General features: G+C 62.8%; 14 protein-coding genes. 12 read left to right on the plus strand and 2 right to left on the minus strand.

Translation table 11 applies throughout. The features are described from left to right. The first annotated feature begins 30 nt into the window (after positions 1–30). From E5221_RS00595 to E5221_RS00605, 3 genes are all read left to right on the plus strand, one after another. Positions 31–1,089, plus strand: a complete 1,059-nt coding sequence (locus E5221_RS00595; protein ID WP_247846760.1) for a PA0069 family radical SAM protein — start codon at positions 31–33, stop codon at positions 1,087–1,089. Between the two features lie 422 nt (positions 1,090–1,511). Next, the gene (locus E5221_RS00600; RefSeq protein ID WP_013970295.1) at positions 1,512–2,231 is read left to right on the plus strand and encodes a carbonic anhydrase; all 720 of its coding nucleotides are present in this window, start codon (positions 1,512–1,514) and stop codon (positions 2,229–2,231) included. Between the two features lie 192 nt (positions 2,232–2,423). After that, complete coding sequence (locus E5221_RS00605; RefSeq protein ID WP_013970296.1) at positions 2,424–3,956, plus strand: SulP family inorganic anion transporter; 1,533 nt, start codon at positions 2,424–2,426, stop codon at positions 3,954–3,956. Between the two features lie 132 nt (positions 3,957–4,088). Here the strand turns inward: E5221_RS00605 and E5221_RS00610 are convergent, their stop codons facing one another. Beyond that, positions 4,089–4,730, minus strand: coding sequence for a hypothetical protein (locus E5221_RS00610; protein ID WP_061550177.1), 642 nt, complete (start codon positions 4,728–4,730; stop codon positions 4,089–4,091). A 370-nt stretch (positions 4,731–5,100) separates the two neighbouring features. Between E5221_RS00610 and coxB the strand changes: the two genes are divergently transcribed. The 4 genes from coxB to E5221_RS00630 are packed head-to-tail and all read left to right on the plus strand — an operon-like array spanning position 5,101 to position 9,342. Then, on the plus strand, positions 5,101–6,228 hold the full coding sequence (gene coxB / locus E5221_RS00615; protein ID WP_015268462.1) for a cytochrome c oxidase subunit II: 1,128 nt from the start codon (positions 5,101–5,103) through the stop codon (positions 6,226–6,228). Positions 6,229–6,271: 43 nt separating this feature from the next. After that, complete coding sequence (gene ctaD, locus E5221_RS00620; RefSeq protein ID WP_102083813.1) at positions 6,272–7,861, plus strand: cytochrome c oxidase subunit I; 1,590 nt, start codon at positions 6,272–6,274, stop codon at positions 7,859–7,861. A gap of 10 nt (positions 7,862–7,871) precedes the next feature. After that, positions 7,872–8,438, plus strand: a complete 567-nt coding sequence (locus tag E5221_RS00625; RefSeq protein WP_039612408.1) for a cytochrome c oxidase assembly protein — start codon at positions 7,872–7,874, stop codon at positions 8,436–8,438. A gap of 16 nt (positions 8,439–8,454) precedes the next feature. Beyond that, positions 8,455–9,342: a cytochrome c oxidase subunit 3 gene (locus tag E5221_RS00630; protein ID WP_003258926.1), complete on the plus strand. Its 888-nt coding sequence runs from the start codon at positions 8,455–8,457 to the stop codon at positions 9,340–9,342. Between the two features lie 99 nt (positions 9,343–9,441). Here the strand turns inward: E5221_RS00630 and E5221_RS00635 are convergent, their stop codons facing one another. Beyond that, a complete protein-coding gene (locus tag E5221_RS00635; protein ID WP_003258925.1) occupies positions 9,442–9,645 on the minus strand; it encodes a twin transmembrane helix small protein in 204 nt (67 codons plus the stop codon). Between the two features lie 63 nt (positions 9,646–9,708). Between E5221_RS00635 and E5221_RS00640 the strand changes: the two genes are divergently transcribed. From E5221_RS00640 to E5221_RS00660, 5 genes are read left to right on the plus strand one after another with little or no spacing between them, the layout of a single operon-like run. Beyond that, positions 9,709–10,446 carry an SURF1 family protein gene (locus E5221_RS00640; protein WP_247846761.1) on the plus strand — a complete coding sequence of 246 codons (738 nt, stop codon included), beginning with the start codon at positions 9,709–9,711 and terminating at the stop codon, positions 10,444–10,446. Further along, positions 10,415–10,996: a hypothetical protein gene (locus tag E5221_RS00645; protein WP_023660931.1), complete on the plus strand. Its 582-nt coding sequence runs from the start codon at positions 10,415–10,417 to the stop codon at positions 10,994–10,996. Before E5221_RS00640 ends, E5221_RS00645 begins: the two co-directional genes overlap by 32 nt. A 9-nt stretch (positions 10,997–11,005) precedes the next feature. Then, positions 11,006–12,085 (plus strand): COX15/CtaA family protein, encoded by a 1,080-nt coding sequence (locus E5221_RS00650; RefSeq protein WP_015268468.1) that lies wholly within the window; start codon positions 11,006–11,008, stop codon positions 12,083–12,085. Continuing rightward, positions 12,070–12,963, plus strand: a complete 894-nt coding sequence (gene cyoE / locus E5221_RS00655) for a heme o synthase (protein ID WP_013970304.1) — start codon at positions 12,070–12,072, stop codon at positions 12,961–12,963. Before E5221_RS00650 ends, cyoE begins: the two co-directional genes overlap by 16 nt. Next, on the plus strand, positions 12,960–13,592 hold the full coding sequence (locus tag E5221_RS00660) for an SCO family protein (RefSeq protein ID WP_013970305.1): 633 nt from the start codon (positions 12,960–12,962) through the stop codon (positions 13,590–13,592). Before cyoE ends, E5221_RS00660 begins: the two co-directional genes overlap by 4 nt. Positions 13,593–13,697 lie beyond the last annotated feature (105 nt).

The following is a 13,697-nucleotide window of genomic DNA, read 5'->3' on the forward strand; positions in this document are numbered from 1 at the left end:
TGTACATGAATACAGTATTCGGGGTAGGCCATGATTCCTCCAGCACCGCAAAAGGGCCGTGGCACGGCGCACAATCCGCACAACCGCTTTGCCCCCAGCCATTCGATGGCGGAGGATGACGGCTGGTATCAGGAGGTGCCGCAAACCCAGGGCACCGAGGTACGGGTAGAGACGGCCAAATCGGTGATCAGCCGCAATACCTCGCCCGACCTGCCCTTCGACCGTTCCATCAACCCATACCGTGGCTGCGAGCACGGTTGCATCTACTGCTATGCCCGCCCTTCCCACGCTTACTGGGACCTTTCCCCCGGCCTGGATTTCGAGACAAAGCTGATTGCCAAGACCAACGCCGCCGAGGTGCTTGCGCAACAATTGAGCAAACCGGGTTACGTGTGCGCGCCGATCAACCTGGGTTCCAATACCGACCCGTACCAGCCGATCGAACGTGAACAACTGCTGACCCGGCGCCTGCTTGAAGTGCTACTGCGTTTTCGCCACCCGGTGACCATCGTCACCAAGGGGTCGCTGGTGCTGCGCGACCTCGACCTGCTGGCCGAGATGGCTCGCCAGCGCCTGGTGCGGGTGATGATCAGCCTGACCACGCTGGACGATGACTTGAAACGGGTGCTGGAACCGCGTGCGGCGTCACCCAAGGCGCGCTTGCGGGCGATCCGCGTGTTGCGCGAGGCGGGAGTGCCGGTGGGCGTGTTGTGTTCGCCGATGATTCCGATGATCAACGACAGTGAACTGGAACGGCTGCTGGAGGCGGCGAGGGAGGCAGGTGCACAGAGCGCAGCCTACATGATGTTGCGCCTGCCGCTGGAAGTGGCACCGTTGTTCGAGCAATGGCTGCAGGACCATTACCCGCAGCGGGCGGCGCATGTATTGAGCCTGATCCGCCAGAGCCGCGGCGGCGAACTGTATGACAGCCGCTTTGGTGCGCGCATGCGCGGTGAAGGCGTGTTTGCCGAATTGCTGGCGCAGCGTTTTGCCAAGGCCATGAATCGGCTGGAGTTCGAAGGGCGAGAAGCGCAGGCGCTGGATTGTTCGGCGTTTTGCCCGCCGGGTGGGCAGATGGCGTTGTTCTGATGCTTGAGCAGAGTACGGTCTTTGTGGGAGCGGGCGCGCCCGCGAACACCGGCACAGCCGGTGCCATGTACCGAGCTGCCTCCTTCGCGGGCACGCCCACTCCCACAGGTTCTGCGCAGGTTCCGGGTGCCCGAATGTGGCGCATTGCCAGCCCTCAATGCAACTAATTCAAGTTGATAATTGCAGTAATGGCTCTTGGCAGTTGATGTTTTTTTGCTATTATCCAATACCCGCCTTTCCTATCTGGAACACCTGTTCTAGAGCCTTCGAATTAAGTTTCAGTTAAGTTTTCCCCGCTAGCGTAGGAAATCAGTCTTCACCGACTGTGATCTATGGCCCGTGCGTGTCATCTAAATCCCTGCATAGCCAGAATCTTTCACCGGTAAAATGGATTTACCTACACACCGTCAAGAGGATGAATCATGCCCGTCAAGGACCCATCCAAGGTCGTACCGCAGGTCCCCGCGGAGAGCGCCGATGCCGCCCTGAAGCACATCGTCGACGGCTTCCTGCGTTTTCACCATGACGTTTTCCCCGAGCAGCAAGAGCTGTTCAAGAAGCTCGCCACCGCGCAAACCCCGCGAGCCATGTTCATCACCTGCGCCGACTCGCGCATCGTTCCCGAGCTGATCACCCAGAGTTCACCTGGCGACCTGTTCGTGACCCGTAACGTCGGTAACGTGGTACCGCCGTATGGCCAGATGAACGGCGGCGTTTCCAGCGCCATCGAATACGCCGTACTGGCGTTGAAAGTGCATCACATCATCGTCTGCGGCCACTCCGACTGCGGCGCCATGCGTGCCGTACTCAACCCGCAATCGCTGACCAAGATGCCGACCGTGTCCGCCTGGTTGCGCCACGCCGAAGTGGCCCGGACCGTGGTCGAGAACAACTGCTCGTGCGGCAGCGAACACGAAACCATGCAGGTGCTGACCAAAGAAAACGTCATCGCCCAGCTGCATCACCTGCGCACCCACCCTTCGGTGGCCTCGCGCCTGGCAGCCGGTGAGCTGTACATCCATGGCTGGGTCTACGACATCGAGACCAGCAAGATCGAAGCCTACGACGCTGCCAGCGATACCTTCCTGCCCTTGGCTGCTGGCGAGCCGGTCCCCTGCGCTACTCCGAGAGGCCGCTACTAAGCGACCCATCCACCCGCTGGAACCTTGATAGCCGGCTGCACCCCGTAGGGGTGTGGCACGGCCTTCGGCTGCCTTGAATTCCCTGACTGCCTTGCCGGCACGCCCGCTGGCGGCCCGCGCCTGCGCGCTCGTCAGGGGCAAACGTGCCCACGGCCAGGGGAATGGCTGTGTGACAAAGAAAGGAGAAACACGGTGAACATTACACAGTTGAAAGCGGCCCTGCCGCGTGAATTGCTAGCGTCGGTGGTGGTCTTCCTGGTGGCACTGCCGTTGTGCATGGGCATTGCGATCGCCTCTGGCATGCCGCCGGCCAAAGGCCTGATTACCGGCATTATCGGCGGTATTGTCGTTGGTTTCCTCGCCGGTTCGCCGCTGCAGGTCAGTGGCCCGGCCGCCGGTCTGGCGGTATTGGTATTCGAGCTGGTACGCCAGCACGGCATGGCCATGCTCGGGCCGATCCTGCTGCTGGCCGGCTTGCTGCAGTTACTGGCCGGGCGCCTGCGCCTGGGCTGCTGGTTCCGGGTTACCGCTCCGGCGGTGGTGTACGGCATGTTGGCGGGGATTGGCGTGCTGATCGTGCTTTCGCAGGTGCATGTGATGTTCGACACCGCGCCGCAGCCATCCGGCATGCAGAACCTGCTGGAGTTCCCGGCGACCGTGGCCGCCGCCCTGCCGCAGGAAAGCGCCGGCTCTGGTTGGATGGCCGGTGCGCTGGGCCTGGGCACCATCGCCATCATGTGGAGCTGGGAGCGGCTGCGACCGCAGCGGCTGCGCTTCGTCCCGGGTGCCCTGCTGGGTGTGTCGGCCATGACGGCCATCAGCATCTGGCTGGCTTTGCCGGTGAACCGCGTACAGGTGCCGGCCGACCTGTCCGAGGCCATCGACTGGATCCGCCCTGGTGACCTGATGCAACTGGCCGACCCTACCTTGTTGGTCGCCGCTTTTGCCCTGGCCTTCATCGCCAGTGCCGAAACCTTGTTGTCGGCTGCAGCGGTTGACCGCATGCACAGCGGCCAGCGTTCGGACTTTGATCGTGAGCTGTCGGCCCAGGGCATCGGCAACATGCTGTGCGGGGTGCTCGGTGCGTTGCCGATGACCGGGGTGATCGTGCGTAGCTCGGCCAACGTGCAGGCAGGTGCGCAGACCCGGGCTTCGGCGATCTTCCATGGCCTGTGGCTGCTGGCGTTCGTTGTGGCGTTGAGCAGCGTGCTGCAGCAGATCCCGGTGGCGAGCCTGGCGGGTGTGCTGGTGTTCACCGGGGTCAAGCTGGTGGATTTCAAGGCGTTTCGTGGGCTGGGCCGCTATGGCCGCATGCCGATGTTCACCTACGCGGCGACGGCGCTGGCGATCATCTTTACCGACCTGCTGACCGGTGTATTGCTGGGCTTTGCCCTGACCTTGCTGAAGCTGGCACTGAAGGCGGCGCGGTTGAAGATCAACCTGGTCAGCCTGGAAAAGGCTGGACACATGGAGCTGCGGTTGAGTGGCGCGGCTACCTTCCTCAAGGTGCCGGCGCTGACCCAGGTGCTGGATAGCGTGCCGGCGGGGACCACGCTGCATGTGCCGCTGGGTAACCTCAGCTATATCGACCACTCGTGCCTTGAGCTGCTTGAGGATTGGGGGCGCAGTAATTCGGCCAATGGGTCGCGGTTGCTGATCGAGCAGCGGCGCTTGAAGCGGCGGATCGAGGGGCGGATGCGGACTACGGCGGGGGTTGGGGCCTGAAGCTGAAAGTCTGTATCGCCTGAACTGGCCTCTTCGCGGGTAAACCCGCTCCCACAGGTACTGCACAGGCCATGAACCCTGTGGAGTACCTGTGGGAGCGGGTTTACCCGCGAAGAGGCCGGGACAGGAACTTCAGGCCGGTTGGCCCAGCTCCACCCCTAACTGCCGTGACAGGCACGGCCAGCGCTTCCAGGCCGCGCCCGTTTCCGGGCTGCTCAATTTCTCGCGGTAGGCCTCCACCGACTCCACCGCGAAGCTTTCGTCGTTCAACATTTCATCCACCGAGTGGTGCACCACTTCATCCAGCTGGTTGGCAAACGTCTCGCCAATCAACTGGTGGGCAATCAGGTTGGCGACGGTGGTGTCGACCGGGATCAACGGTTGCTGGAAGTGACGGATGTACAGGTCGTTCACCTCTTCCACCAGGCGGTGCGCCAGGTAGGCCTCATCCAGCAGGCAGTCCAGGCCCACATGCCCTTGCATCAGGCTGGGCGGCTGCAGGAAGTAGGCTTCGGCGATTTTCAGTACAGGTTTGATCTGCGATTCGATCCCGGCCTCGCGGGCGACCTCATGGGCGGCCTCCAGCAGTTCCGGAACCTGGTCGATGTAGGCGCTGACGAAGCGCGCCAAAGTACCCTGGGCGTCCTGCTCAGGCAGTTGGATCGAGGGGTGCAGGTGGGGCAGTTGCAGCTCGAGACGCTTTTTCAGTTGGCCGGTCTGGCCTTCGTGTTGATGGGCTTGGCTTACCTGCTCGCGTACAGCAGCGATGTTCATGACAACTCCAGGGACATTACGTTTCAAACGGAAGACACTAAATTAGCTCGGTATACAGAATACCTAAGACGCATTTGTTATAAGTTCGCGCAAACGTGTGCATGCTCAGGCATATCGAAAAGCCATTATTGTGCCATGCCGTGTCAAGCGCGCGGTTTTCAGGCCATTCAGCCATTTCATGAAGTTCATTTCACGGGCTTCGTTGCGTGCCGTTGGTCGCTGTCTATACTCCCGGTGAACGTGATTCGTTGATGAGGCCCGACTGCTTTTAGCAGGGGCTCGGTCGTCGAAGCCAGGTAGTCTTGACCACCGTTCCCTCTTGCCGCAGGCCACGCCTCCGGGACTACAAGAACGAGAAGGGGAACCCGCAATGATGCGACATCCACATGTCTGGATGGGCCTCCTGTTGTGGTCGGTTTTTGGTCAGGCCAACGCCGCCTGGACCGTGAACATGCACCCAGGCGCGACGGAAGTCTCCAACGCCGTCTTCGACCTGCACATGACCATCTTCTGGATCTGCGTGATCATCGGCATCGTTGTCTTTGGCGCGATGTTCTGGTCCATGGTCATCCACCGCCGTTCCACCGGCCAGCAGGCTGCGCATTTCCACGAGCACACCTGGGTGGAAATCCTCTGGACCGTGGTCCCCTTCCTGATCCTGGTAGCCATGGCCATCCCGGCCACCAAGACTCTGATCGACATCTACGATGCCAGCGAGTCGGACATCGATATCCAGGTTACCGGCTACCAGTGGAAGTGGCACTACAAATACCTGGGCCAGGACGTGGAATTCTTCAGCAACCTGGCCACCCCCACCGAGCAGATCCACAACAAGGCACCCAAGGACGAGCACTACCTGCTCGAAGTCGACCAGCCGCTGGTGCTGCCGGTGGGTGCCAAGGTGCGCTTCCTGGTAACCGCTGCCGATGTCATCCACTCCTGGTGGGTGCCGGCCTTCGCGGTCAAGCGTGATGCCATCCCCGGCTTCGTCAACGAAGCCTGGACCCGTATCGAGAAGCCCGGCATCTACCGCGGCCAGTGCACCGAGCTGTGCGGCAAGGACCACGGTTTCATGCCGGTGGTGGTCGAGGTCAAGTCCAAGGCTGACTACGACACCTGGCTGGGCGAGCGCAAGGCTGAAGCTGCCAAGCTCAAGGAGCTGACCAGCAAGGAATGGACCCTGGAAGAACTGGTGGAACGTGGTGACAAGGTCTACCACACCACCTGCGTGGCCTGTCACCAGGCCGAAGGCCAGGGCCTGCCGCCGATGTTCCCTGCGCTCAAGGGCTCGAAGATCGCCACCGGGCCGAAGGAAGCCCACCTGGGCATCGTCTTCCACGGCAAGCCCGGCACTGCCATGGCCGCGTTCGGCAAGCAGCTCTCGGAAGTCGACATCGCCGCCGTGGTCACCTACGAGCGCAACGCCTGGGGGAACAACAAGGGTGACATGGTCACGCCGAAGGACGTGCTGGCGCTGAAGCAGGCTGAAGCGCAATGAACCGGGTTACTCGCGGCAATCAATGGATTGCAGGAGACAGGACATGAGTGCAGTGATCGACGACCACGCCCACGGCCATGACCATGCGCACGGCCCGGCCAAGGGCCTGATGCGCTGGGTGCTGACCACCAACCACAAGGACATCGGCACGATGTACCTGTGGTTCAGCTTCATGATGTTCCTGCTCGGCGGCTCGTTCGCCATGGTGATCCGCGCCGAGCTGTTCCAGCCTGGCCTGCAGATCGTCCAGCCGGAGTTCTTCAACCAGATGACCACCATGCACGGCCTGATCATGGTGTTCGGTGCGGTGATGCCGGCCTTCGTCGGCCTGGCCAACTGGATGATCCCGCTGATGATCGGCGCGCCCGACATGGCTTTGCCGCGGATGAACAACTTCAGCTTCTGGCTGCTGCCGGCAGCTTTCCTGCTACTGGTCTCGACCCTGTTCAGCCCGGGCGGCGGGCCCAACTTTGGCTGGACCTTCTACGCCCCGCTGTCCACCACCTACGCGCCGGCCAGCGTCACCTTCTTCATTTTTGCCATCCACCTGATGGGCATCAGCTCGATCATGGGCGCGATCAACGTGATCGCCACCATCCTCAACCTGCGTGCCCCAGGCATGACCCTGATGAAGATGCCACTGTTCGTCTGGACCTGGCTGATTACCGCATTCCTGCTGATTGCGGTGATGCCGGTGCTGGCCGGCGTCGTGACCATGATGCTGATGGACATCCACTTCGGTACAAGCTTCTTCAGTGCCGCCGGCGGTGGTGACCCGGTGCTGTTCCAGCACGTGTTCTGGTTCTTCGGCCACCCCGAGGTGTACATCATGATCCTGCCGGCCTTCGGCGCGGTCAGCTCGATAATCCCGGCGTTCTCGCGCAAGCCGCTGTTCGGCTACACCTCGATGGTATACGCCACCGGCGCCATCGCCTTCCTGTCGTTCATCGTCTGGGCCCACCACATGTTCGTGGTCGGTATTCCCGTGGTCGGCGAGCTGTTCTTCATGTACGCCACCATGCTGATCGCCGTGCCTACCGGGGTGAAGGTGTTCAACTGGGTCAGCACCATGTGGGAAGGCTCGCTGACCTTCGAAACGCCGATGCTGTTCGCCATCGCCTTTGTCATCCTGTTCACCATCGGCGGATTCAGCGGGCTGATGCTTGCCATCGCTCCAGCGGACTTCCAGTACCACGACACCTACTTCGTGGTGGCGCACTTCCATTATGTGCTGGTGCCTGGGGCTATCTTCGGCATCTTCGCCTCGGCCTACTACTGGCTGCCGAAATGGACTGGCCACATGTATGACGAAACCCTGGGCAAGCTGCACTTCTGGCTATCGTTCATCGGCATGAACATGGCCTTCTTCCCCATGCACTTCGTGGGGCTGGCCGGCATGCCACGGCGAATCCCCGACTACAACCTGCAGTTCGCCGACTTCAACATGGTGTCGTCGATCGGCGCGTTCATGTTCGGTGCCACGCAGATCTTCTTCCTGTTCATCGTCATCAAGTGCATCCGCGGCGGCGCGCCGGCACCGGCCAAGCCATGGGATGGCGCCGAGGGCCTGGAGTGGTCGATCCCTTCGCCTGCGCCTTATCACACCTTCCAGACGCCACCGGAAGTGAAATAGGAACCGTGCCATGAGCGGCCTTTCGCTGAAACGCCTGGTGTTGCGCCTGCTGATGCTGACGGTGGTGATGTTCGCCTTCGGCTTCGCCCTGGTGCCCATCTATGACGTGATGTGCAAGGCCTTCGGCATCAACGGCAAGACCGGTGGGCAGTATGAAGGCAGCCAGGTCAGCGATCCGACGCGTTCGGTGCGGGTGCAGTTCATGTCGACCAATGCCAGCGACATGGTCTGGGACTTCTATTCCACCGCAGACCAGCTGGAGGTCAACCCGGGTGCGGTGAACCAGATGATTTTCATCGCCCACAACCCGACCGATCGGCCGATGAGTGCGCAAGCCATCCCCAGCATCACCCCGGCCGAGGCTGCGGCGTACTTCCACAAGACCGAGTGCTTCTGCTTCACCCAGCAGGTGCTGCAGCCCGGCGAACGCATCGAGATGCCGGTGCGCTTCATTGTCGACCGCGACCTGCCGGCCAGCGTGAAGCACCTGACACTGGCCTACACCTTGTTCGACATCACCGCTCGCCACCCGCCGGTCGCGCATGTCGCGGTTCAGGACGTCCAGGGCGCCCGTTAAGGGAAGGAGAACAGCAATGGCAAGTCATGAGCACTATTACGTTCCGGCGCAGAGCAAGTGGCCGATCATCGCCACCATCGGCATGTTCATCACGGTGTTCGGCCTGGGTACCTGGTTCAACGACATGAAGGCCGGTCACCCCGAGTCGCACGGGCCGCTGATCTTCTTCATCGGCGCGTTGTTCCTGGCCTACATGCTGTTCGGCTGGTTCGGTTCGGTGGTGCGGGAGAGCCGCGCGGGGCTGTACAGCCCGCAACTGGACCGCTCGTTCCGCTGGGGCATGAGCTGGTTCATCTTCTCCGAGGTGATGTTTTTCCTGGCCTTCTTCGGTGCGCTGTTCTACGTGCGCGTGCTGGCCGGGCCGTGGCTGGGCGGTGAAGGGGCCAAGGGTGTTGCGCACATGTTGTGGCCGACCTTCGAATTCACCTGGCCGCTGCTGCACACGCCCGACCCGAAACTGTTCCCGCCGCCCAAGGAAGTGATCGACCCGTGGCACCTGCCGCTGATCAACACCATCTTGCTGGTCAGCTCCAGCGTGACCATCACCATCGCCCACCATGCCCTGCGTCGCGGCCACCGTGGCCCGCTGAAATTCTGGATGGCGCTGACCATCGTCCTGGGCGCCAGCTTCATCGCGTTGCAGGCCTACGAGTACCACGAGGCCTATACCAAGCTGGGGCTGACGCTGGGGTCGGGTATCTACGGCGCGACGTTCTTCATGCTCACCGGCTTCCACGGCGCCCACGTGACATTGGGCACGATCATCCTGATCGTGATGTTCGTGCGCATCTTGCGCGGGCATTTCAACCCGGAGAAACACTTTGGTTTCGAGGCGGCCAGTTGGTACTGGCACTTCGTCGATGTGGTGTGGGTGGGGTTGTTCATCTTTGTCTATGTGTTGTGAATAGAGAACCCTGTGGGAGCGGGCGCGCCCGCGAATGCGTCGGTACATTCAACATCGCATTCGCGGGGATGCCCGCTCCCACAGGGTCAGGTGAAAACTTCAGAAGGGGGCGTGTGAGACCAGCTGACCGCTGATGAAGCCCCAGGCCACCAGGCCGATGGTGAGGGCCGCCAGGGTCACCCGCACGGTCAGTGCCTTCAGCAAACGGGTCGAGTTTTCATCGTCCTTGACCAGAAACACCAGGCCGCTGAACAGGCTGGCAATCGTGGCCAACAGCATCAGGACAATCGCGGCCTTGAGCATGGCGATACTCCGGGGGGATGCGGTGATGTGGATAAGTATAGCGATCGGCCCGACGAGGCTCCGATGAGGCCGTTTCGTCCGGGCTGGGTACCAACCCTGGTGGTGCTTGCGCTGCTGCCGGGGCTGATCGCGCTCGGCTGCTGGCAACTCGGCCGTGCCGAGGAAAAGCGCGTGCTGCTGGCCGCCTATGCCGAGCGGCGGGTCGAAGCGCCCGTGGCCACGGCCCAGCTGACAGCGAAACAGGACAATGCCTTCCGCCGCGTGCATCTCTATGGCCGCTTCGACGCCGAGCACAGCTTGCTTCTGGACAACCGCATGCGTGACGGCCAGGCCGGTGTCGAACTGCTGCAACCCTTCCATGACCAGGCCAGCGGCGTGTGGCTGCTGGTCAACCGCGGCTGGCTGCCTTGGCCGGACCGCCGCGTGCCGGTGCATTTCGATACCCCTGCCCAGGCGTTGGCGCTGGACGCTTCGGTGTATGTCGCGCCTGGTAGCACGTTCCAGCTGCACCCCGACCCTGCAGGCGGCCAGTGGCCGCACCTGCTGACTGCCGTGGATGCCGCGCAGCTATGGCAACAGCTCGATCGCGATGGCTTCGCCCATGAGCTGCGCCTGGAACCCGGCCCGGCGACCTATCGCCTGGACTGGCCGGTCGTTGCCATGGGCCCGGAAAAACACCTGGGTTACGCCGTGCAATGGTTTGCCCTGGCAACCACTTTGGTACTGCTCTACCTCTACTTCGGCTGGCACCACAACAAGGAGAAACGTCATGGCCACCGCCACTCCACTGGAAGTGCCTGAACGCAGCAAACCCAGAGCCCGCGGGCGTTTGCAGCTGCTGCTGATTCTGCTGGTGGTGCTCGGGCCGATGGTTCTGGCCACCAGCATGTACAAGCTCAAGTTCTGGGTGCCGGACGGCCGCAGCTACCACGGCGTGATGATCGGCAACGGTGAGAGCCTTTCCGATCTCGGCGTGGCGGGCCAGGACGAGCGCTGGCAGCTGCTGGTGAGCACACCCACAGCCTGTGCCGAGGATTGCCAGCGGCTGGTGTACCTGGCCCGGCAGATCCAGGTCGGCCTGGGCCGTGATGCCAGCCGTGCCAGCCATGCCCTGGCGGCCGCCCAGCCGGCAAGTGCCGATTACCAGGCGTTGCTCGGCCGCGAATACCCACAGTTGCAGCGTTACCCGCTGGATGCGCAACGCTACCTGCAAAAGGTCGGCGAGACCGGCCCGCAGCTGTGGATCGTCGACCCACACGGCAACCTGGTGCTGCGCTACGACGCCAAGGTCAACGGCAAGCATGTGCTGGACGACCTGCGCCACCTGCTCAAGCTGTCCAACATCGGCTAGGAGCCTGCCATGGCCAGACCCGGATTCCGCCTTGCTGTGTTCGCCACCTTGCTGGCACTGCTGGTCGTCCTGCTCGGTGCCTATACCCGCCTGACCCACGCCGGCCTCGGCTGCCCGGACTGGCCGGGTTGCTACGGCTTCATCAGCGTGCCCAAGAGCGAAGCGCAGCTGGCTCATGCCGAGCTGCATTTCCCCGAACATCCGGTGGAAGCCGCCAAGGGCTGGGCCGAGATGGTCCACCGCTACTTCGCCGGCACCCTGGCGATGGTGATCGCCCTGCTCGCCTTGCAGGCGCTGCGCCGGCATGCCCGCGATGGCCAGCCTTACCGCCTGCCCTTGCTGCTGCTGGGCGTGGTGCTGGCCCAGGCAGCCTTCGGCATGTGGACGGTCACCCTCAAGCTGTGGCCGCAGGTGGTCACCGCGCATCTACTCGGCGGCTTCACTACCCTGAGTTTGTTGTTCCTGTTGTCCCTGCGTCTGTCCCGGGCCTTTGCGCCTTTGCCAAAGCTGCCATTGAGCCTGCGCCGGATCGCCGCGCTGGCCTTGCTGGTGGTGATCGGCCAGATCGCCCTGGGCGGCTGGGTCAGTGCCAACTACGCGGCCGTCGCCTGCATCGACCTGCCCACCTGCCACGGCCAGTGGTGGCCGGCGGCGGACTTCAGCAACGGGTTCCATCTGACCCAGCACGTCGGGCCCAACTACCTGGGTGGGCAACTGGACAGTGATGCGCGCACGGCCATCCACATCAGCCACCGCCTGGGTGCACTGCTGGTGACCTGCGTGCTGCTGATGCTCAGCTGGAAGCTGCACCGCTGCGGCCTCCCTGGCCTGGCGCGGCTGGTGCTGCTGGCGCTGGTGGTGCAAGTCGGCCTGGGCATCAGCAATGTGCTGCTGCACCTGCCGCTGGCCGTGGCCGTGGCGCACAACGCTGGTGGGGCGCTGTTGCTGCTGAGCATGGTGCTGGTGAACTACCGCATCCGCGTGGTCGACAAGGTTCGCGTGGGTGTCGGCCATGGCTGGCGCCTGCGGCCTGTGGCTGGCGTGGGCATCTCCCACCACATGAGGAATGATTCGTGGCGACGCTTCTGAGCGCACAGAGGGCCAGTTGGCGTGACTACCTGGAGCTGACCAAGCCCAAGGTGGTGGTGCTGATGCTGATCACCTCGCTGGCGGGCATGTTCCTTGCCACCCGTGCGGGTGTCAGCTGGAGCGTGCTGCTGTTCGGCAACTTGGGCATCGGCTTTTGTGCAGGCGGCGCGGCGGTGGTCAATCATGTGGTGGACCGACGCATCGACGCTCTGATGGCGCGTACCCACAAACGGCCGCTTGCCCAGGGCCGGGTCGAGCCGCTGCCGGCGCTGCTGTTCGCCCTGGCGCTGGCGCTACTTGGCATGGCCCTGCTGCTGGTGTTCACCAACGCCCTCACCGCCTGGCTGACACTGGCTTCCCTGCTCGGTTATGCGGTGCTCTACACCGGTTTTCTCAAGCGCGCTACGCCACAGAATATCGTCATCGGCGGCTTGGCTGGCGCCGCCCCGCCGTTGCTGGGCTGGGTGGCGGTCAGTGGGCATGTCAGCGCCGAGCCCCTGCTGCTGGTGCTGATCATCTTCGCGTGGACCCCACCACACTTCTGGGCCTTGGCCATCCACCGCAAGGAGGAATACGCCAAGGCCGATATACCGATGCTGCCGGTGACCCACGGCGAGCGCTACACCAAGCTGCATATCCTGCTGTACACCCTGGTATTGCTGGCGGTGAGCCTGCTGCCGTACGCCATCCACATGAGCGGCCCGCTGTACCTGGCCTGTGCCCTTGTACTGGGCCTGCGCTTCCTGCAATGGGCATGGGTGTTGTACCGTGGCAGCCGGCCGCACGCAGCGATCGGCACCTTCAAGTACTCTATCGGCTACCTGTTCGCGCTGTTCATCGCGTTGCTCCTCGACCACTACCTGTTGCTGAACCTATGACCCGAACCCAGAAAACCGTCTTCATCCTCGTTGCCCTGGTCGCGTTGATCCTGGGCCTGACCGTCAACAAGGTGCTCAATGGCCGCGACCAGCCCAACCCCACCGAGCTGATCGATGCCGGCATCATCCTGCTGCCGCAGAGCCGTACCGTGGCCGACGTGACCATGACCAACCAGGACGGCCAGCCGGTGCAACTGGATGACCTGAAGGGCAAATGGTCGTTGCTGTTCTTCGGCTACACCTACTGCCCGGACATCTGCCCGACCACCCTGGCCCAGCTGCGCCAGGTGAAGAGCGAGCTGCCCAAGGAGGCCGTCGACCGGCTGCAGGTGGTGCTGGTGAGCGTTGACCCGAACCGCGACACGCCGAACCAGCTGAAGCAGTACCTGGGTTATTTCGACAAGGATTTCGTCGGGGTGGCGGGGTCGATCGAGGATACCCAGAAGCTGGCCAATGCCTTGAGCATTCCGTTCATTCCGGCCGACACCAGCAAGCCGGGGTATACCGTGGATCACAGCGGCAACCTGGCGGTTGTGGGGCCGGATGGGCGTCAGCGCGGGTTCATTCGGGCGCCGTTCAACAACCAGAAGCTGGTGGCGCAGTTGCCTGGGCTCGTGAAGCGGGATTGAGTTAGCCCCAAAAGCTTCGCGGGTAAACCCGCTCCCACAGGTACAGCGTAGGCCGTGAGCCTTGCGCTATCCCTGTGGGAGCGGGTTTACCCGCGAAGAGTCCAG

The sequence above is a fragment of the Pseudomonas sp. A2 genome (genome assembly GCF_023100865.1).
In the GTDB taxonomy this organism is placed as follows: Bacteria; Pseudomonadota; Gammaproteobacteria; order Pseudomonadales; family Pseudomonadaceae; genus Aquipseudomonas; species Aquipseudomonas asiatica.

Excerpts from the sequence above, each read along its gene's own strand:
- E5221_RS00635 (WP_003258925.1), bottom strand. The coding sequence starts at position 9,645 with ATGCTCAAGGCCGCGATTGTCCTGATGCTGTTGGCCACGATTGCCAGC.
- E5221_RS00640 (WP_247846761.1), top strand. The coding sequence starts at position 9,709 with ATGAGGCCGTTTCGTCCGGGCTGGGTACCAACCCTGGTGGTGCTTGCG.
- E5221_RS00660 (WP_013970305.1), top strand. The coding sequence starts at position 12,960 with ATGACCCGAACCCAGAAAACCGTCTTCATCCTCGTTGCCCTGGTCGCG.
- E5221_RS00625 (WP_039612408.1), top strand. The coding sequence starts at position 7,872 with ATGAGCGGCCTTTCGCTGAAACGCCTGGTGTTGCGCCTGCTGATGCTG.
- ctaD (WP_102083813.1), top strand. The coding sequence starts at position 6,272 with ATGAGTGCAGTGATCGACGACCACGCCCACGGCCATGACCATGCGCAC.
- E5221_RS00595 (WP_247846760.1), top strand. The coding sequence starts at position 31 with ATGATTCCTCCAGCACCGCAAAAGGGCCGTGGCACGGCGCACAATCCG.
- E5221_RS00650 (WP_015268468.1), top strand. The coding sequence starts at position 11,006 with ATGGCCAGACCCGGATTCCGCCTTGCTGTGTTCGCCACCTTGCTGGCA.
- E5221_RS00630 (WP_003258926.1), top strand. The coding sequence starts at position 8,455 with ATGGCAAGTCATGAGCACTATTACGTTCCGGCGCAGAGCAAGTGGCCG.
- E5221_RS00610 (WP_061550177.1), bottom strand. The coding sequence starts at position 4,730 with ATGAACATCGCTGCTGTACGCGAGCAGGTAAGCCAAGCCCATCAACAC.
- E5221_RS00645 (WP_023660931.1), top strand. The coding sequence starts at position 10,415 with ATGGCCACCGCCACTCCACTGGAAGTGCCTGAACGCAGCAAACCCAGA.
- E5221_RS00600 (WP_013970295.1), top strand. The coding sequence starts at position 1,512 with ATGCCCGTCAAGGACCCATCCAAGGTCGTACCGCAGGTCCCCGCGGAG.
- coxB (WP_015268462.1), top strand. The coding sequence starts at position 5,101 with ATGATGCGACATCCACATGTCTGGATGGGCCTCCTGTTGTGGTCGGTT.